The sequence below is a fragment of the Rhodovulum adriaticum genome (assembly GCF_004345735.1).
Classification (GTDB): domain Bacteria; phylum Pseudomonadota; class Alphaproteobacteria; order Rhodobacterales; family Rhodobacteraceae; genus Rhodovulum; species Rhodovulum adriaticum.
In genome coordinates, this window is the sequence record NZ_SLXL01000002.1 from 375223 (window position 1) to 394478 (window position 19256).

Consider the following 19256-nt stretch of genomic DNA (forward strand, 5'->3'; position numbering starts at 1 on the left):
CGCGCTCGCAATCCAAGGGGGCGTGGCATGGCAGACGTGAAAGTGGGCATCATCATGGGCAGCCAGTCGGACTGGCCCACCATGAAGGAAGCGGCAGACATCCTCGACACGCTTGGCGTGGCCTATGAGGCGCGGATCGTTTCGGCCCACCGCACGCCTGACCGGCTGTGGGAGTATGGCAAGACGGCGCTTGATCGTGGCCTGCAGGCCATCATCGCAGGCGCAGGCGGCGCGGCGCATCTGCCGGGCATGATGGCGTCTAAAACGCGTGTGCCCGTGATCGGCGTTCCCGTTCAGACCCGCGCACTGTCGGGCGTGGACAGCCTATATTCCATCGTGCAGATGCCGCGCGGCTTTCCGGTGGCAACCATGGCGATCGGGGCAGCGGGTGCGGCCAATGCCGGGTTGATGGCCGCGGGCATCCTGGCGCTGAACGATCCTGCCCTTGCCGACCGGCTGGACCGTTGGCGCGCCGATCTGTCCGCCTCGATCCCGCAGGAGCCGCGTGATGAGTGAGCCGCTGGCCCAAGGGGCGACCATCGGCATTCTGGGCGGCGGGCAACTGGGCCGGATGCTGTCGGTCGCGGCCGCGCGCCTGGGATTGCGCTGCCACATCTTTGAGCCGGGCGCAGAACCGCCCGCGGGCCATGTCGCCCACCGCGTGACCACCGCCTCTTACGAGGACAGCGCCGCGCTGGCGGCCTTTGCTGCCTCGGTCGATGTCGTCACTTATGAGTTCGAGAACATCCCAACCGCCGCCCTGGACGCGATCGAGGCTGTGGTGCCCATCCGCCCGAACCGCCGGGCGCTGGCCGTCAGTCAGGACCGCCTGGTCGAAAAGGCATTCCTGTCAGAGCTGGGGCTGAAAACCGCCCCCTTTGCCGCCGTCGATGACGAGGTCGACCTTGCCGAGGCCTTGGCGGACATCGGCACCCCCGCGATCCTGAAAACCCGCCGCTTCGGCTATGACGGCAAGGGGCAGGCGCGGATCATGGCGCCCGACGAGGCCCCCGCCGCACTGGCCGCAATGGCAGGCGCCCCGGCGATCCTGGAGGGGTTCGTCGCGTTCACCTCGGAAATCTCGGTCATCGCGGCGCGCGGCCTGGGCGGAGAGGTTGCCTGCTTCGACCCCGGCACCAACGTGCACGAGGGCGGTATCCTGCGCACCACCACCGTTCCCGCCCCGCTGCCCGCCGCGCTGCGGACCGATGCGGTCCTGCTGGCGGGGCGCATCCTGAACGCGCTGGACTATGTCGGCGTGATGGGGGTGGAACTGTTCGTGACGCCCGGCGGGCTGGTGGTCAACGAGATCGCCCCCCGGGTGCACAATTCGGGCCACTGGACGCAGGATGGCTGCGTGATCGACCAGTTCGAACAGCACATCCGCGCGGTGGCGGGCTGGCCCCTGGGCGATGGCGCGCGGCATTCCGATATCCGTATGGAAAACCTGATCGGCACCGACATGGACCGCGTGCCCGAACTGGCCCGCGACCCGGCCGTGGCGCTGCATCTTTACGGCAAGGCAGAGATCAAGCCGGGCCGCAAGATGGGCCACGCGAACCGCCGCCTGGGCCCGGCGGCGTGACGCCTGCGCTGAACGCGGATCGGCCCCGGCTGGCGGTGCGCGCCCTGATCTTGCAGGAAAACCGCCTGCTGCTGGTCAATGCCTTTCCGGGCGGAGTCAGCGATCTGTGGTGTGCGCCCGGCGGCGGGGTGGAACCCGGCCGCTCGCTGCCGGAAAACCTGATGCGCGAGGTGCACGAGGAAACCGGCCTGACCGTCGATGTCGGCGCCCCCTGCCTGGTGAACGAGTTTCACGACCCCACCCGCCCCTTTCACCAGGTGGATGTCTATTTCCGCTGCACCCTGCGGGCCGGGCGGCTGGACCCGCACTGGGCAGACCCAGCCGGGGTGGTGACCGAGCGCCGCTTTTTCACCCGCGACCAGATGGCCGCGATCCGGTTCAAGCCCGACAGCCTGCCCCGCGCCGCCTGGGATGGCGACGCGGTGATCTATGATCCGCTGGAGCCGCTGGTTCGCTGAGGGTCTCAGCCCACCGCGACAGCGCCCTTGGGCCAGATCCGCAGGACCAGCGCCCCCGCGCCCGAAATGCTGAGTGCCAGCACGAACAGCCAGCCCAGGAACGGGATGATGCCGATCAGCCCGGCCACCACGGCCCCCGTGACGGCAGCCAGCGCACGGTCGCCCAGGCTGTCAGGCACGGCACGGCCAAACAATTTCAGCAGGCCCACGCCAAACGCGTAAACAGCAATGATATAGCCTGCAGCGCCCAGCAGGAAGGCCGCGGCAGCGGCAGCGGGGGCAACGATCAGGCCGATGACCGTCAGCGCCAGCAGCACCGTCGCCCCGATCAACGAGGACAGCCCCAGGAAACCAACCCCCATCGCCCGCAGCGTCCGGTCCAGCAGGGTTTCGCGCAGCCGCGCCATCTGCCCCGGCCAGACGCCCGCGATCAGCGCGGCCAGCGCTGCGGTCAGCACGATCCCGCCCAGCAGGTTGACGATGACCGCACCCCAGACCCCGGGATGCCCCTTGGCCATCGCGCGCGGGCCGTGCTGCGCCACCTCGCGGGTGATACGCTCCGCCGGGATGACCGAGGCCGGCACCTCGATTGCGTCGGGATCCTTGGCAACCAGGGTCAGCGCGCCGTCGATCCGCGCCTCGGGGCCAAAGGTCACGCTGCGTGCGGACAACAGGACATCGCCCGCCACCGTCCCCGTAATCTCGACCCGGTCGCCGCCGATCAGGGCGTTGCCCGCCACCGGCGCGGCCAGGGTCACGTTCGCGCCCCAGACCCGCAGGTCGCCGCCCACGGGTTCGCGCAGATCGACCGAATAGGCGGAAACCGTCGCATCGCCGTCAATCGCGCCGCGCAACTCCAGGTCCATGCCCGCCGCATAAAGCGCGTCGCCGATCGTGGCCTCCAGCTCGATCCGGCGCCCGGCCAGGTGGGCCGTCCCCTCAATCGGGGCCTGAACACGGACGGTTTCACCGGCCATGAACAGATCGTCTGCGCCCGCCTGGGCATGGATCGGCGCGGAACCGGCGTGAAAGGCATCCAGCCCCAGCCGGAAATCGCCCCCCTCGGGGCGGTCTTCGGCCCCGGCGATCGTCGCCCAGGCCAGCATCGCTATCATCAGGAAAAAGCGCATCCGCTTACCCTCCTTTAGGTGGAATCGCCTGAGAGAGTACGCCGGAATCGGGCAAAGGGGCATGACGGAAACAAGAAAGGGCCCGCAGATGCGGGCCCTTTCCAAATGTCGAACCGGGATCGGCTTACATCATGCCGCCCATGCCGCCCATGTCGGGCATGCCGCCACCGGCACCGCCGGCGTCTTTCGGCTCGGGCTTGTCGGCGATCATCGCCTCGGTGGTGATCAGCAGGCCGGCAACCGACGCCGCATCTTCCAGCGCGGTGCGGGTCACCTTGGCCGGGTCGATCACGCCAAAGGTGAACATGTCGCCGTACTCTTCGGTCTGCGCGTTGAAGCCGAAGTGCAGATCGTCGCTTTCGCGGACCTTGCCGGCAACCACGGCACCGTCGACACCGGCGTTCTCGGCGATCTGGCGCAGCGGGGCCTCCAGCGCGCGACGCAGCATGGCGATACCGGCGTTCTGGTCCTCGTTGTCGCCTTCCAGGCCTTCCAGCGACTTGGAGGCCTGCACCAGGGCAACGCCGCCGCCCACGATCACGCCTTCCTGCACCGCGGCGCGGGTGGCGTTCAGGGCGTCGTCGACGCGGTCCTTGCGCTCTTTCACCTCGACCTCGGTCATGCCGCCGACGCGGATGACGGCAACGCCGCCGGCCAGCTTGGCAACACGCTCTTGCAGCTTCTCGCGGTCGTAGTCCGAGGAGGTCTCCTCGATGTTCTGGCGGATCTGGGCAACGCGGGCCTCGATCTCGGCCTTGTCGCCGTTGCCGTCAACGATCGTGGTCTCGTCCTTGGTGATCTGGACCTTCTTGGCGGTGCCGAGCATGTCCATGGTGACATTCTCAAGCTTCATGCCGAGGTCTTCCGAGATCACCTGGCCACCGGTCAGGATCGCGATGTCCTGCAGCATGGCCTTGCGGCGATCGCCGAAGCCCGGCGCCTTGACGGCGGCGATCTTCAGGCCGCCACGCAGCTTGTTCACGACCAGGGTGGCCAGGGCTTCGCCCTCGACGTCCTCGGCGATGATCAGCAGCGGCTTTTGCGACTGGATGACCTGCTCCAGCAGCGGAACCATCGGCTGCAGCGACGAGAGTTTCTTCTCGTGCAGCAGGATCAGGCAGTCTTCCAGTTCGGCGACCATCTTGTCGGGGTTGGTCACGAAGTAGGGCGACAGGTAGCCGCGGTCGAACTGCATGCCTTCGACGACCTCGACCTCGGTCTCCATGCCTTTGTTTTCCTCGACGGTGATCACGCCGTCATTGCCGACCTTCTGCATGGCGTCGGCGATGAAGCGGCCGATATTGGCCTCGCCGTTGGCCGAGATGGTGCCGACCTGCGCAACCTCGTCGCTGTCCTCGACTTCGCGGGCCGCGTCCTTGATCGCCGCGACGACCTTGTCGGTGGCCAGGTCGATGCCGCGCTTCAGGTCCATCGGATTCATGCCCGCGGCCACGGCCTTCATGCCTTCGCGAACGATGGCCTGGGCCAGCACGGTGGCGGTGGTGGTGCCGTCGCCGGCCTCGTCATTGGTGCGCGAGGCGACTTCTTTCACCATCTGCGCGCCCATGTTCTCGAACTTGTCTTCCAGTTCGATTTCCTTGGCGACGGTCACGCCGTCCTTGGTGATGCGGGGCGCACCAAAGGATTTTTCGATGACGACGTTGCGGCCTTTGGGGCCCAGGGTGACCTTCACCGCGTCGGCGAGGATGTTCACGCCGCGCAGCATGCGGTTGCGGGCATCGGTATCGAACTTGACGTCCTTAGCAGCCATTTTCGCTTGCTCCTAAATCTGGATTATCGGGGGACAGGCTCAGGAAATGATCCCGAGGATGTCGCTTTCCTTCATGATCAGCAGTTCTTCGCCGTCGATCGTCACCTCGGTGCCCGACCATTTGCCGAAGAGGATGCGGTCGCCTTCCTTGACGCCCATCTCGATCAGCTCGCCCGAGTCCTTGCGGGTGCCTTCGCCGCAAGCGATCACTTCGCCCTCGGCCGGTTTTTCCTTGGCGCTGTCGGGGATGATCAGGCCGCCCTTGGTCTTTTCATCGCTTTCGACACGGCGGACCAGAACCCGGTCGTGGAGAGGTTTGAATGCCATCTTTGAACGCTCCTTGGTTCAGTGTGAGCTGTTGTCACTCGCACTCCGTGAGTGCTAACGAGCCGGAAATATGGAAGCCCGCGATGCCTGTCAAGCGAGGGGGGCGCAAAATTTTTCCCGCCCCGCAGGCGTCATGCAGATGTTGCAAACCGCCCCCGTGACAAGCCATCCCCCCCACCCTATAAGGGCGCCCGACCCTATTTTTCCTGAACGAACGGACCCTCCCATGACGATCAAGGTTCTCGGCCACAAGGCCCCCGACACCGATTCCACCGGCTCGCCCCTGATCTGGGCGTGGTATCTGACCGAAGTGAAAGGCACCCCCGCCGAGGCGAAGCTGCTGGGCGAACCCAACACCGAGGCGAAATTCGTGCTGGAACGCTGGGGCTTTGCCCAGCCCGAGATCATCGCCGACGTGGCCGAGGATGACGACGTGGTCGTGGTCGACACCAACAACGTCGCCGAACTGCCCGAGCATATCAACGACGCCAATGTCGTGGCCGTGATCGACCACCACCTGCTGCAAGGCGGGCTGAAAACCAAGTCGCCGATCGAAATCACCGTGCGTCCCGTGGCCTGCACCGCCACCATCATGCACGACCTGATGGGCGACGATGCGGCCAAGATGCCCGAAAACATCAAGGGCGCGATGCTGTCGTGCATCCTGTCCGACACGCTGGAATTCCGCTCGCCCACCACGACGGATGTGGACAAGGCGCTGGCCGAGAAACTGGCCGCCGATCTGGGCATCGCAATCCCCGACTACGCGGCGGAAATGTTCGCTGCCAAATCCGATGTCTCGGCCTTTTCGGACGCCGAACTGCTGCGCATGGACTCCAAGGAATACGAGGTCGGCGGCAAGAAATTCCGCGTCTCGGTGCTGGAAACCACCGCGCCGGCCGTCGTGCTGGACCGCAAGGCCAGCCTGATGGACAGCATGACCACCGTCGCCGCCGAGGACGGGGTCGATCAGGTGCTGCTCTTCGTCGTCGATATCCTGAACGAAGAGGCCACCCTGCTGGTCCCCAATGACCTGACCAAGACGGTGGCCGAGAAAAGCTTTGGCGCCACGGTCGATGGCGACACCGTGGTCCTGCCCGGCGTGATGAGCCGCAAGAAACAGATCATCCCCAACCTGCAGGTCTGAACCAGGCCACCGCTTCCAAAGGGGCGCCCCGCGCGGCGCCCCTTTTCATGTCAGCCCACCGGACACCGGAACCCGCACCATGACCCAGATCATCGAAAGCCTTGATACCGTTTCCGCCCGCTACAAAGCCATGTTCGTGGATATCTGGGGCTGCGTGCATGACGGCGAAAAACCCTTTGCCGAGGCGGTGGACGCGTTGCAGCGCTATCGCGCGGGCGGCGGTATCGTGGTGCTGGTGACGAACGCACCGCGCCATCGCAACAGCGTGGCCGCCCAGTTGGACAAGATCGGCGTGGCCCGCGACGCCTGGGACACGATCGCCACATCGGGCGACAGCGCGCGCGCCGCGATGTATCGTGGGGCGGTTGGCGAAAAGGTCTTCTTCATGGGCGAAGACCACGACATGACCTTCTTCGACCCGCTCAAGATCATCGAGAACCCGGTGCCGATCACCCGCGTGCCGCTGGAACAGGCCGAGGGCATCGTTTGTACCGGCCCGTTCGACGTGCATGCCGATCCGTCCGAGCTGCGCCCGCAATTGCTGTATGCCAAGGCGAAAGGCCTGAAACTGCTATGCGCCAACCCCGATATCGTCGTGGACCGGGGCGAGGTGCGCGAATGGTGCGCGGGCGCCGTGGCGCGGCTGTATACCGAGATGGGGGGCGAAAGCCTGTATTTCGGCAAGCCGCACCCGCCGATCTATGACCTGGCCCGCCGCCGTCTGGCCCAGATCGCGGACGTGCCCGACACCGCGATCCTGTGCGTCGGCGACGGCATCCACACCGACATCGCTGGCGCCATGGGCGAGGATCTGGACAGCCTGTTCATCACCGGCGGGCTGGCCGCGGCCGAAACGAAAACCGACCGCCAGCCCGATCCCGCAGCGCTGGACGCCTTTCTGCAGGACGCCCAGTTCAGCCCGACCTATTCCATCGGCTACCTGCGCTAAGCCCGAAAAACGGGCGCGCAACAAAGTTGCGACATTCCCACGTTCGGCGAAGAAATATTGCCGAACCCGATTGCGGCGCCCGCGGCGCTTCGTTATGCTGCGCTGCAACATCGTGATCGGAGACCGAGGTCTTGGAAATGCTCGACAACATGCCACGCGGAACGATTTGCATCGAGGATATCGAGATCGGCATGGTCCGCCACCTGCGCAAGGAGGTGACGGATCGCGATATCGAACTGTTCGCCGAGGTCTCTACCGACCGCAACCCGGTGCACCTGGACGAAGATTACGCGCAGGAAACCATCTTTGAGGGTCGGATTGCCCACGGCATGCTGACCGCCGGGCTGGTTTCGGCCGTCATCGGTGAACAACTGCCGGGCCACGGCACGATCTACATGGGCCAAACCCTGAAATTCCTGGCCCCCGTGCGCCCCGGCGATGTCGTCACCGCCGAGGTCGAAGTGACCGCCATCGATTATGGCAAGCGCCGGGTAACCCTTGATTGCCGCTGCCTGGTGAAGGATAAGCCGGTCCTGAAGGGCGAGGCCGTGGTGCTGGCGCCCACCAAGAAATTCGATTGACGGCGCCGGGTCCCCGGTGCAATCGGGGACCGATGCAGACCTTCACCACATGGACAGGCCCGGCCGAGGGCGAACGCGGCGCGGTCGCGGCGATCGGCAATTTCGACGGTGTCCACCTGGGCCACCGCGTGGTGATCGACGCCGCCCGCACCGAGGCGCGCAAGCGCAACGCCCCCCTAAGCGCGCTGACCTTTGAGCCGCACCCGCGCGAATTCTTCGCCCCCGACGCGGCCCCCTTTCGCCTGATGAATGCCGAGGCGCGCGCCAACCGGCTGGCCAAGCTGCAGGTGGACCACCTGTACCAGTTGCCGTTCGACGCGAAACTGGCGGCCCTGACGCCCGAGGCGTTCGCCCGGCAGGTCATCGCAGACGGGCTGGGGCTGTCCCACGTGGTGGTGGGGGCGGATTTCTGTTTCGGCAAGGGGCGCACCGGCCATGTGGGCGACCTGGAACGGTTCGGCGCCGAAATGGGCTTTGGCGTCAGCGTGGTCGAGTTGCTGTCCAACCAGGTTGGCGAGGTGTCCTCGACCGCGATCCGCGAGGCGCTGACCGATGGCCGCCCGCGCGATGCGGCGGAAATGCTGGGCCACTGGCACCGGATCGAGGGCGAGGTGCTGCACGGCGATGCGCGCGGCCGCGCGCTTGGCTATCCCACCGCGAATATGTCGATCCACGCCCTGCACCGCCCGCGCTTTGGCGTTTACGCGGTGCGGGTGGACGTGCTGTCGGGCCCCTACGCGGGCAGCTATGACGGCGCGGCCTCGATCGGGGTGCGCCCGATGTTCGGCGAGAATGTGCCCAACTGCGAAACCTTCCTGTTCGACTTCGACGGCGATCTTTACGGCACGCACCTGTCGGTGGCGCTGGTCGCCTTCCTGCGGGACGAGATGCGGTTCGACAGCCTGAACGCGCTGGTGGACCAGATGGACCGCGACTGCGCCCGCGCGCGGGATATCCTGGCCGACGCGCCGCCCCTTCCCTTCCGCCCCTGACCGGCACAGACTGGCAACCATGGCCAAACGTCCCGCCCGCACCGAACTGCGCCCCCGTTTCTGGGAACGCTTCCCGCTGGACCGCCTCAGCGAGCGGGAGTGGGAGGCCCTGTGCGACGGCTGCGGCAAATGCTGCCTGAACAAGCTGGAGGACGAGGACACCGGCGAGGTCGTCTTTACCCGCGTCGCCTGCCGCCTGCTGGACGATGAAACCTGCCGCTGTGGCAACTATCATTGCCGCAAGGCCATCGTGCCCGAATGCGTCGTGCTGACCCCGCAGACCATCGCGGATGTCGCCTACTGGATGCCGGCCACCTGTGCCTACCGCCTGCTGTGGCAGCAGCAGCCGCTGCCCGACTGGCACCCGCTGGTCACCGGCGACCCCGAAAGCGTGCACGCAGCAGGCATGTCGGTGCGCGGCTGGACCGTTCCCGAATTTGAAATCCCGGTCGAGGACTGGGAAGACCACATCATCCAAGAGGAGCTGTGAGCGACATGCATTTCGCCTCGGACAACACCGCGCCCGTCCCCCCGCAGGTTCTGGAGGCGCTGATCGAGGCCAATCACGGCTATGCCATGCCCTATGGCACCGAACTGGCCATGACCGAGGTCCGCGACCAACTGCGCCAGATCTTCGAGGCGCCCGAGGCCGAGATCTACCTGGTCGCCACCGGCACCGCCGCCAACGCGCTGGCGCTGGCCTGCCTGTGCCCGCCCTGGGCCACGATCTATTGCCACCCCGAGGCCCATATCGAAGAGGACGAATGCGCCGCGCCGGAATTTTACACTGGCGGGGCGAAGCTGACCCTGGTCGAGGGCGACCACGGCAAGATCGCCCCCGGTGCGCTGGAACAGGCGCTGGCCTTCACCGGGCGGGCGGGCGTGCATAACGTGCAAAAGGGGGCGCTGTCGCTGACCAACACCACCGAGGCCGGCACCGTCTACACCCCCGGCGAGGTCGCCACGCTGATCGGGATCGCCCATGCCCACGGCCTGCCCGTGCATATGGACGGCGCGCGCTTTGCCAATGCGCTGGTCACGGCGGGCTGCACCCCGGCGGAACTGACATGGAAGGCCGGGGTCGACGTGCTGTGCCTGGGCGGCACCAAGAACGGCCTGATGGGGGTAGAGGCGGTGATCCTGTTCGACCCCGCCCGCGCCTGGGAATTCGAGCTGCGGCGCAAGCGTGGCGGGCACCTGTTTTCCAAGCACCGCTACCTGTCCGCCCAGATGGCCGCCTGGCTGAACGACGACCTGTGGCTGAAATTGGCCGAGCGCGCCAATACCGCCGCCCGGCGCCTGTCGGACGGGATCGCCGCGCTGCCCGGCGCACATCTGGTCCACCCGACCCAGGCCAATTCCGTCTTTGCCGCCTGGCCGCGCGAGGGGCACCGCCGCGCACAAGAGGCGGGCGCACAATACTACCTCTGGCCGATGGACCAGTCGCTGGAGGGGCCGGGCGACGCGCCGCTTTCGGCCCGGCTGGTCTGTTCCTGGTGCACCACCGAAGAGGATGTGGACAGTTTCCTGGCGCTGATCTCGGGCTGAGGCGTTCTGACACCGCCGGTCCCGCCGACACAGGCAAAGGCTGTGCCTAAATACTGGGCAATCGCCTGTCGCAACGCCGGTTCCCCGTTGCATTCACCCGCGATTTGCGCCCTACTCCGGGACCGAAACAAGGAAAGATGGCAGGCGTGACAGATACCCTCCCCCCCGTGCTGGAGATTCGCGACCTCCACAAAAGCTACGGCGCGTTGGAGGTTCTGAAAGGCGTCAGCGTCACGGCCCGCAAGGGCGATGTCGTTTCGCTGATCGGGTCGTCGGGATCCGGCAAATCCACACTGCTGCGTTGCGCCAACCTGCTGGAGGACAGCCAGCAAGGCGACATCCTGTTCGAGGGCGAGCCGGTCAAGTGGAAGGGCAAGGGCCCGAACCGCCACCCCGCCGACCGCCGCCAGGTCATCCGCATGCGCACCAACCTGTCGATGGTGTTCCAGCAGTTCAACCTTTGGGCCCACATGTCCATCCTGCAAAACGTGATGGAGGCCCCCGTCACCGTGCTGGGCGAGGACCGCGAAAAGGTCGAAACCCGCGCGCGTGCCCTGCTGGACAAGGTCGGCATTGGCGACAAGTGCGATGTCTACCCGGCCCAGTTGTCGGGCGGCCAGCAGCAGCGCGCCGCCATCGCGCGGGCACTGGCGATGCAGCCCCGCGCGCTGTTGTTCGACGAACCGACCTCGGCGCTGGACCCCGAATTGCAGCAAGAGGTGGTGCGCGTCATCAAGGCCCTGGCCGCCGAGGACCGCACCATGATCATCGTGACCCATGACATGCGGCTGGCCGCCGACGTGTCCGACCACGTCGTGTTCCTGCACCAGGGCCTGATCGAGGAGGAAGGCCCCCCCGACCGCCTGTTCGGGGCGCCGCGTTCCGAACGGCTGAAACAGTTTCTCAGTGCAACCGTCGCGGCGTAAGACCGCGCAAGACCGCCGGGTGCGCCCGGCACATCACAACAGGGGAGTATACGATGAAAAAACTGATCCTTGGCACCACGGCCCTGGCCCTGTCGGCCGGCATGGCGCTGGCGCAAGACGTGATCCGCATGGGCACCGAAGGCGCCTATCCTCCGTACAACTTCATCAACGACAATGGCGAGGTCGACGGGTTCGAGCGCGAGCTGGGCGACGAGCTGTGCAAGCGCGCCGAACTGACCTGCACCTGGGTCACGAACGAGTGGGACTCGATCATCCCCAACCTGGTCTCGGGCAACTATGACACGATCATCGCCGGGATGAGCATCACCGACGAGCGCGACGAGGTGATCGACTTCACCCAGAACTACTTCCCGCCGGATCCGTCCGTCTATGTCGGCCTGTCCGAGGGCATCGACGTGGAAAACGCCGTGGTCGTCGCCCAGACCGGCACGATCCAGGCCAGCCACGTGGCCTCGACCGGGGCGACGCTGCTGGAATTCCCCACCCCCGACGAAACCGTCGCCGCCGTGCGCAACGGCGAGGCCGACGCGGTGCTGGCAGACAAGGGCTTTCTTGAACCGATCGTCAAGGAATCGGGCGGCGAACTGGTCATCATCGGCGACGACGTGATGCTGGGCGACGGCATCGGCATGGGCCTGCGCGAGTCCGACGCCGAGCTGAAGGCAACCTTTGACGCCGCGATCCAGAGCATGAAGGATGACGGCAGCCTCGCCATCCTGATCGCCAAGTGGTTCGACGGCATGGACAGCGGCTTCTGAGCCGCGAAAGACGGGCGCGCGACCCCGCGTTGCGCGCCCGATCCCGCCGATGTTCCCATCCTGCGCTGACCCCTCCACGCTTGACGGTGCCGCCTGGCTGGCCTGCTACCTGACCAACGGCAAGCACATGGCGTTCTACACCTCCTTCGGGACGGTGATGCTGTTGCTTGCGGTGACGGCACCGGCGGCGCTGTTGTTCGGTTTCGGCGGCGCGATGGCGGCGCGCGCGCGGCTGTGGCCCGTACGCGTGATCGGGCGGACCTACACGGCTATGGTGCGCGGCGTGCCCGACATCATCTTTTTTCTGTTCGTGCCGATCGCGCTGGACCAGGCCTTTGAATGGTTACGCCACCAGGCGAAATGCCCCGACTGGACCGAGCCGATCCGCCAGGGCAACGATTTCGTTGTCTGCGCCCAGGCCAAGCTGCCCCTGTCGACCAGCCCGCAATGGGTGCATGAAACCTACGGCTTCTTTCTGGCGGTGCTGGCCTTTGCCATCGTCTTCGGCGCCTTTGCCGCCAACGTGCTGTTCGGGGCGATGCGGGCGGTGCCCCGCGCGCAGATGGAAACCGCCGAGGCCTACGGAATGACCGAGCGCCAGTCGTTCTGGCGCATCCTCGTGCCGCAGATGTGGATCTATGCCCTGCCGGGGCTGTCCAACCTGTGGATGATCCTGATCAAGGCGACGCCTTTGCTGTTTCTCCTGGGGGTCGAGGATATCGTCTACTGGGCGCGCGAACTGGGCGGGGCCAAGACCTCGATCTATGCCTATCCGCATCCCGACTGGCGGCTTTACTACTTCCTCGGGCTGCTGGTCTTTTACCTGTCGCTGACCAAGGTTTCCGAAATCGTGCTGGGCCGGCTGACGGTGCGCCTGTCCCACGGGCAGGCAACGCTGGGCGGCGAAGCCTTGCGAAAGGCCGACGCATGAGCTGCGTTCAAACGATCCAGGATTACGGGCTGCGGGCACTGGGGGTCGGCGAACGCCTGTTGCCGCGCGCCGACATCACCCTGTGCGAGCAGTTCACCCTGATCGGGTCGGGCCTGATCTGGAACGTCTATTTCGGCGCGCTGGCGTTGCTATCGGGCTTCTTCCTGGCGACCGGCCTGGCGCTGGCCAAGAACAGCCGCTACCGGCTGCTGCGCAAACCGGCGGAATGGTTCATCTTCATCTTTCGCGGCTCGCCGCTCTTCATCCAGTTCTTCCTGGCCTACGAAACCTTCGTGCTGCTGCCCCGCTCTGGCATTGAAATCAACCTGCTGTTCACCGAGATCACCGCCGAAACCCGCTGGCTGACGCGGGCCTGGGCCGGGGCGCTGATCGTGTTGTTCCTGAACACCGCCGCCTATTCTGCGGAAATCTTCTACGGCGCGCTGCGTTCCGTACCCAAGGGCGATGTCGAGGCCGCCGAGGCCTATGGCATGACCGGGCGGGTCAAGTTCCGCCGGGTGGTCTGGCCCACGATGCTGCGCCTGGCCTGGCCCGCCTACACGAACGAGGCGATCTTCCTGTTCCACGCAACGACGCTGGTCTTCTTCTCGGGTTTCCCGGCATGGCAGCAGCGGGGCGACGCGCTGTATTATGCCAACTATTTTGCCGACAAGACCTTCAACCCGTTCATTCCCTACCCCATCGTGGCGGGCTATTTCATCGCGCTGACCCTGTGCATCATCCTGGTGTTCGGGGCAATCAACCGGCGCCTGAACCGGCACCTGCACCCAGCCGCACGCCCGCGCCTGCGCATCCGGCCGCAGATCATCAGGTAACGGCGGGACCGCAACACCAAAGGCCAAGACCCCATGCAGATCGGTATCCTCGAAGCCGGCCACATGGCCGCCCCCCTGCGCCATGAACTGGGCGATTACAGCGACCTGTTCCGGCAGCTTTTTGCACCGCATGGGCTGAGCTTTCACACCTGGGATGTCGAAGGGATGGCGTTTCCCGACAGTGTGCACGCCGCCGATGGCTGGCTGATTACCGGCTCGCGCCACGGCGTCTATGAGGATCACCCCTTCCTGCCGCCGCTGGAGGCGTTCATCCGCGCGGCGCACGCAGCGGACGTGCCGATGGTGGGCATCTGCTTTGGCCATCAGGTCATGGCACAGGCCTTGGGCGGACGGGTGGAAAAATTCGCGGGCGGCTGGTCGGTGGGGGCGCAAAGCTACCGGATCGAGGGGCAGGACGTTACCCTGAACGCCTGGCATCAGGATCAGGTGATCGTACCACCCGAGGGTGCGGAAACCGTGGGCCACAGCGCGTTTTGCGCCCATGCGGCGCTGCGCTATGGCGATTGGGGACTCAGCCTGCAACCCCATCCCGAATTCGGGCGCGACGTGATCGCCGGAATGATCGCGCAGCGCGGCCCGGGCACGGTGCCCGACGCGTTGCTGGCGACCGCCCAAGCGCGGCTGGAGACGCCCACCGACCGCCCCGACATGGCCCGCCGGCTGGCACAGTTCCTGACCACACGGTCCTGAGAACGGGCATCGGGCCACAGGCTCAGGGGCTGCGCGGGGGGCAAATCGGCGCAGGGTCCGGCCCATCAATTGTCGTGCAGGCCCCTTGGGCGCGCGGGCAAAATCGTTTATCGCTATTCTTAAATTGAATTTCAGAAAAGGCGAAAGCCATGGCGCTTGCCCCCAATGTCTACGACGCCGAACCGATCCCCGAGCAAGCCCGCGCCGAGATCGAGCGGTTGCTCGCATCGGGTGACCTGTTCCGCTATACCGCGCCCAAGGATGCGCCGGTCAGCCTGCTGGAACGGGAATTCGCCGAGTTCATGGGGGCGAAATACGCGGTCGCGGTCTCGTCCTGTTCGGCGGCGCTGTTCCTGTCGCTCAAGGCGCTGGACCTGCCGCGGGGCGCGCGGGTGCTGATCCCGGCCTTTACCTTTGCCGCGGTGCCGTCCGCCATCGTGCATGCCGATTGCCAGCCCGTCCTGGCCGAGGTCGGCGCGAACTATCGCCTGGACATGGACGATTTCGCCGCCAAGCTGGAGGATGACATTTCCGCTGTCATCATCAGTCACATGCGCGGCCATACCTCGGACATGGATGCGATCATGGACCTGTGCACCGCCCGCGACATCCCCGTGATCGAGGACGCGGCCCATTCGCTGGGCACGCTGTGGCACGGCCGCAAGATCGGCACCATCGGCAAGATCGGCTGCTTTTCCTTCCAGTCCTACAAGCTGGTGAACGCGGGCGAAGGCGGCATCCTGATTACCGACGACGCCGACCTGGCCGCGCGCGCCATCATCATGTCCGGCGCGTATGAGCATAACTGGAAAAAACACCACGGGTTCCAGAACAGCTTTGCCCGCTGGCAGAACAAGCTGCCGTTGTACAACCTGCGCCTTCAGAACCTGTCCGCCGCGGTGATCCGCCCGCAACTGCCCGAGATCGAGCGCCGCGCGAATGACGGCCGGGCCAACCACGATTACGTGGCCGAATTGCTCAACCGCTCGCCCTGGCTGGACGTGCCCCCGCCGCTGGAACCCGAAACGCGGGCCCCGGATTCGATCCAGTTCAACCTGGTCGGCTTCGACAACGACGAAGAGGCAACCGCCTTTCAGGAGGCCGCCAAGGCCCGGGGCGTGTCGGTGCAGGTCTTTGGCCTGAGCCAGGACAACGCACGCGCCTATTGGAACTGGCAGTTCATAGAGGGGCCGATGCCCGACCTGCCGCAGACCCGTGCGATGCTGATGCGGGCCTGCGACACCCGCCTGCCCGCCCGCCTGACCCGCGACGACCTGGATTTCATCGCCACTGCGCTGGTCGAGGCCGCCGCCGCGGTCAAGGTCCGCGACGGTGCGCAGCCCCGGAGTGCGGGAACCGCGGCCTGACGGCGGCGCGCCCCCGGTCGGTCAACCCTCGCGCAGGGCGCGGTCGAAATAGACCGCAAGCGGTTGCAGCAGATAGGACAACGGCGTGCGGTCGCGGGTTCGCAGGAACACCTCGACCGGCAGACCGGGCATCAGTTCGATATCCGGCAGTGCGGCCAGCGCTTCGGCCTCGGGCAGGATCACCACCTCGTAATAGCTGGCGCCAGTCGCCTGGTCGGTCAGCACATCCGCCGACAGGCGCACCACCTCGCCCGGCAGGTCGGGCGTGGTTCGCGTGTCGTATGTGGTCAGCTTCAGCGACACCGGCTGACCGGGATAGACCTGGTCGATATCGACGGGGTTGATCCGTGCAGAAACCTGCAAGGGCTGCCCGCCCGGCACCACGTACATCAGCGGCTCTGCCGGCTGAACCACCGCCCGCACCGCAAACACCTTGGAGCCGAAGACGACGCCATCGGCGGGGCTGCGCACCTCCAGCCGGGCCAACTGCTCGGCCAGGCTTAGCCGGCGTTCCTGCAGGGCGATTTCGCTGTATTGCAGATCGCGCAATTCGCTGATCGCCTCTTCGCGGCGGCGATCCGTCAGACGCAGCGCGCGCACGGACAGTTCCGAAATGCGGGCGCGGTTTTCGGCGATCTGGGCATCCAGCCGGCCGATATCCCCGTCCAGACGCGCCTGTTCGCGCTGCAATTCCAGCACCTGCCCGATTGGCACCAGGCTTTGGGCGAACAGGGTTTCCTTGTCGGCCAATTCCCGTTCGATCAGCGACAACTGCCGTTCAAGGGCGGCCACCTGCGCCCGTATCCCCGCAATCTGGTTGTCGATCTGGATCTTCTGTTCCTCAATCTGGTTCAGTTCCTGGGCAAGCGAGGCCCGCCGCGCGGCAAACAGGCTTTTCTGCCCATCGACCTGCCCCCGCACCCAGTCCGCATCCAGATGGGCAAAGCCGGTCACCGCCGGGAATACCGGCGCCTCGGCGCCGTCACGCTCTGCGATCAGGCGGCCCTTGCGCACCTCGATTTCCAGTAATTGCCGTTCCACGATGGCCAATTCCGAGCGCAGGAACGTCCCGTCCAGCGTCACCAGCACATCCCCCGCCGCGACCCTGTCGCCATCCTTGGCATGGATCGCGCCTACGACGCCGCCGTCCTGATGCTGCACGACCTGGCGTTCGCTTTCCACCTTGACCGTGCCCGAGGCGACGACAGCGCCAGCGATATTCGTAAAGACCGCCCAGCCCCCCAGCCCCGCGAACAGCAGGGCAAGCGCGAGATAGCCCACCGCAAGCGGCAACCGGGCGCCGAAACGTGCGGGGACGTTTTCCTGTGGCCTGCTCATCCCGTGGCCTCCCGCGGGGCCGCCGCCGCCGTCCCCATGGCGCGCTGCACATCACTGGCATTCTTCATCATCGCGCGCACCACCTCGTCGCGGGGGCCAAGCGCCTTTTGACGGCCCCCATCCAGCACCAGCAAACGGTCGCAGACCGCAATCGCCGAGGGTCTGTGGGTCATGATCAACACCGATTTGCGGGCCTTTTTCATGTCGGCCACAACGGCGTTCAGTGCCTCGGACCCTTCCGCATCCAGGGCCGAGTTTGGCTCGTCCAGGACCAGCAGCACCGGGTCGTGATAAAGCGCCCGCGCCAGGGCCAGCCGCTGCCGCTGCCCCCCTGACAAAAGATGTCCGCCTGCACTCAACTCTGTGTCGTAGCCCTCGGGCAGGCGCAGCACGATTTCGTGGACGCGGGCCAGTTTGGCCGCCTCGACCACGCGGGCGGCATCGGGTTCCTGTGCCATATGCGCGATATTCTCGGCCACGGTGCCATCGAAGAACCGCACATCCTGCGGCAGGCAGCCGATGTGGCGGCCAAGGATCTCGGGCGCGTACTGATCCAGCGTCGCCCCGGCCAGCCGAACCTGCCCCGCCGCGGGCTGCACCAGGCCCAGGATCGCGCGCGCCAGGCTGGTCTTGCCTGCACCGCTCTTGCCGATCACGCCCAGGGCCTCGCCGGGGGCAAGCTCGAAATCGATGCCTTGCAGAACCGGCGGGGCGCCGTCGGCATCGCTGCGCAGCGCCAGGCCCGACACTTTCAGGCGCGCCTCGGGGCGGGGCAACTCGGTCGGGGGGCGCCGTGCGGGCAATGCCTCCAGGAACTCGGCCAGGCTGCGCCAGGCGGTTCGGGCCCGCTGGATCGTCGGCCATTGGCCCAGGATCTGTTCGACCGGCACCAGCGCCCGGCCCAGCAGGATGGAACTGGCAATCATTGCGCCGGGCGTCAGCTGGTTGCGCAGCACCAGCCACGCGCCAAGTGCCAGCATCGCCGATTGCAGAAACAGGCGGAACGCCCGCGAAAAGCTGGTAAAGGTGCCGCCCCGGTCATTGGCGCGCAGGGCGGCCTCGCCCGCGCGGTCCTGCACCTGTGCCCAGCGTTCGGCCAGCACCGGCGCCATGCCCTGCGACCAGACCAGGGCGCCGCTTTCCTCGGCCTGCCGGGCCAGGCGCTGCGCGCCGTGGCCGATGCGCTGTGCCTCGTCCAGGGCGCGGCGGCTAAGCAACTGGTTGATCACCGAAACCACGATCAGCAGCGCGCCCCCCGCCACGGCCAACCACCCCATCAACGGGTGGAACAGGAAAATCGCCGCCAGGAAAAGGGGCGTCCAGGGCAGATCGAACAGCGCCAGAAAGACCGGGGAGGCGCTGAGATTGCGCAGCGCGTCCAGATCGTACAGGGCAGCCGTTCCCGGCCCCTTGCCCCCCCGCAGCGCCGCGCGTTCCACCACCGCGACAAAGACCCGCCGGTTCAAGAGGGTTTGCAGCCGCGTCCCGATCCGGGCGGCAACGCGCCCGCGCGCGTAATCCAGCAGCCAGTAGAAAAGGTACAGCGCCGCCACCAGGATCAGCAGCGCCAGCAGCGTTTCTTCGGAGCGCGAGCTGAGAACCCGGTCATAGACCTGCAACATGAAAAGCGGGCCGGTCAGCATCAGCAGGTTGGTGAACACGCTGAACAGCACAACGGCCACAAACAACGCCCGGCCCCGGATCCGGCCCAGGCTCACCTCGGGGGTGTCTTCCCTCACAGCCATCCCGACCACCTGCAAATGCGCGCCATCCCCTTGCACGCCATCGCGGCGGCGGGTGGGCGCGGCGTTCTTCTATCGGTTTCGTTCGTCACACCAAGACCTTTCGCGGATCGGGCTGCGCGCGGGCGGACAGGATCG

Annotated in this window: 20 protein-coding genes; 15 read left to right on the plus strand and 5 right to left on the minus strand. The window is 66.3% G+C overall.

Going from position 1 to position 19256, the window contains the following annotated elements; all coding sequences use genetic code 11:
* Positions 1–27: 27 nt before the first annotated feature.
* The 3 genes from purE to EV656_RS05245 are packed head-to-tail and all read left to right on the plus strand — an operon-like array spanning position 28 to position 2043.
* Positions 28–516 (plus strand): 5-(carboxyamino)imidazole ribonucleotide mutase, encoded by a 489-nt coding sequence (purE, locus tag EV656_RS05235; RefSeq protein ID WP_132600382.1) that lies wholly within the window; start codon positions 28–30, stop codon positions 514–516.
* A complete protein-coding gene (locus EV656_RS05240; protein WP_132600385.1) occupies positions 509–1585 on the plus strand; it encodes a 5-(carboxyamino)imidazole ribonucleotide synthase in 1077 nt (358 codons plus the stop codon). Before purE ends, EV656_RS05240 begins: the two co-directional genes overlap by 8 nt.
* On the plus strand, positions 1582–2043 hold the full coding sequence (locus EV656_RS05245; RefSeq protein ID WP_243695677.1) for an NUDIX domain-containing protein: 462 nt from the start codon (positions 1582–1584) through the stop codon (positions 2041–2043). Before EV656_RS05240 ends, EV656_RS05245 begins: the two co-directional genes overlap by 4 nt.
* A 5-nt stretch (positions 2044–2048) precedes the next feature.
* Here EV656_RS05245 and EV656_RS05250 read toward each other — a convergent pair whose 3' ends face one another.
* The 3 genes from EV656_RS05250 to EV656_RS05260 form a co-directional block, all read right to left on the minus strand.
* Positions 2049–3173 (minus strand): DUF8173 domain-containing protein, encoded by a 1125-nt coding sequence (locus tag EV656_RS05250; protein WP_132600388.1) that lies wholly within the window; start codon positions 3171–3173, stop codon positions 2049–2051.
* A 124-nt stretch (positions 3174–3297) separates the two neighbouring features.
* Positions 3298–4944, minus strand: coding sequence for a chaperonin GroEL (gene groL, locus EV656_RS05255; RefSeq protein WP_132600391.1), 1647 nt, complete (start codon positions 4942–4944; stop codon positions 3298–3300).
* Between the two features lie 39 nt (positions 4945–4983).
* Positions 4984–5271, minus strand: a complete 288-nt coding sequence (locus EV656_RS05260; RefSeq protein ID WP_132600394.1) for a co-chaperone GroES — start codon at positions 5269–5271, stop codon at positions 4984–4986.
* A gap of 226 nt (positions 5272–5497) precedes the next feature.
* Between EV656_RS05260 and EV656_RS05265 the strand changes: the two genes are divergently transcribed.
* The 12 genes from EV656_RS05265 (at position 5498) to EV656_RS05320 (ending at position 16038) form a co-directional block, all read left to right on the plus strand.
* The gene (locus EV656_RS05265) at positions 5498–6418 is read left to right on the plus strand and encodes a manganese-dependent inorganic pyrophosphatase (RefSeq protein ID WP_132600397.1); all 921 of its coding nucleotides are present in this window, start codon (positions 5498–5500) and stop codon (positions 6416–6418) included.
* A 79-nt stretch (positions 6419–6497) separates the two neighbouring features.
* Positions 6498–7367 (plus strand): TIGR01459 family HAD-type hydrolase, encoded by an 870-nt coding sequence (locus EV656_RS05270; RefSeq protein WP_132600400.1) that lies wholly within the window; start codon positions 6498–6500, stop codon positions 7365–7367.
* Between the two features lie 137 nt (positions 7368–7504).
* The gene (locus tag EV656_RS05275; protein WP_132600403.1) at positions 7505–7948 is read left to right on the plus strand and encodes a MaoC family dehydratase; all 444 of its coding nucleotides are present in this window, start codon (positions 7505–7507) and stop codon (positions 7946–7948) included.
* Positions 7949–7980: 32 nt separating this feature from the next.
* Entirely contained in the window at positions 7981–8940 is a 960-nt protein-coding gene (locus EV656_RS05280) for a bifunctional riboflavin kinase/FAD synthetase (protein ID WP_132600406.1), read from the plus strand.
* Positions 8941–8959: 19 nt separating this feature from the next.
* The gene (locus EV656_RS05285) at positions 8960–9430 is read left to right on the plus strand and encodes a YcgN family cysteine cluster protein (protein ID WP_132600409.1); all 471 of its coding nucleotides are present in this window, start codon (positions 8960–8962) and stop codon (positions 9428–9430) included.
* Between the two features lie 5 nt (positions 9431–9435).
* Positions 9436–10488 (plus strand): threonine aldolase family protein, encoded by a 1053-nt coding sequence (locus EV656_RS05290; RefSeq protein ID WP_132600412.1) that lies wholly within the window; start codon positions 9436–9438, stop codon positions 10486–10488.
* 137 nt (positions 10489–10625) lie between these two features.
* Positions 10626–11414, plus strand: a complete 789-nt coding sequence (locus EV656_RS05295; protein WP_165918938.1) for an ABC transporter ATP-binding protein — start codon at positions 10626–10628, stop codon at positions 11412–11414.
* Positions 11415–11467: 53 nt separating this feature from the next.
* A complete protein-coding gene (locus EV656_RS05300) occupies positions 11468–12193 on the plus strand; it encodes a transporter substrate-binding domain-containing protein (protein ID WP_132600418.1) in 726 nt (241 codons plus the stop codon).
* Positions 12194–12242: 49 nt separating this feature from the next.
* On the plus strand, positions 12243–13124 hold the full coding sequence (locus EV656_RS05305) for an ABC transporter permease (protein ID WP_132600421.1): 882 nt from the start codon (positions 12243–12245) through the stop codon (positions 13122–13124).
* Positions 13121–13960, plus strand: a complete 840-nt coding sequence (locus EV656_RS05310; protein ID WP_132600424.1) for an ABC transporter permease — start codon at positions 13121–13123, stop codon at positions 13958–13960. The genes EV656_RS05305 and EV656_RS05310 overlap by 4 nt, the downstream gene beginning before the upstream one ends.
* A gap of 33 nt (positions 13961–13993) precedes the next feature.
* Complete coding sequence (locus tag EV656_RS05315; RefSeq protein ID WP_132600427.1) at positions 13994–14671, plus strand: type 1 glutamine amidotransferase; 678 nt, start codon at positions 13994–13996, stop codon at positions 14669–14671.
* Between the two features lie 149 nt (positions 14672–14820).
* Positions 14821–16038: a DegT/DnrJ/EryC1/StrS family aminotransferase gene (locus EV656_RS05320; RefSeq protein WP_132600430.1), complete on the plus strand. Its 1218-nt coding sequence runs from the start codon at positions 14821–14823 to the stop codon at positions 16036–16038.
* A 21-nt stretch (positions 16039–16059) separates the two neighbouring features.
* Here the strand turns inward: EV656_RS05320 and EV656_RS05325 are convergent, their stop codons facing one another.
* Both EV656_RS05325 and EV656_RS05330 read right to left on the minus strand, forming a co-directional pair.
* Positions 16060–17376 carry an HlyD family type I secretion periplasmic adaptor subunit gene (locus tag EV656_RS05325; protein WP_132600433.1) on the minus strand — a complete coding sequence of 439 codons (1317 nt, stop codon included), beginning with the start codon at positions 17374–17376 and terminating at the stop codon, positions 16060–16062.
* On the minus strand, positions 17373–19121 hold the full coding sequence (locus EV656_RS05330; protein WP_132600436.1) for a type I secretion system permease/ATPase: 1749 nt from the start codon (positions 19119–19121) through the stop codon (positions 17373–17375). The genes EV656_RS05325 and EV656_RS05330 overlap by 4 nt, the downstream gene beginning before the upstream one ends.
* Between the last annotated feature and the right edge of the window lie 135 nt (positions 19122–19256).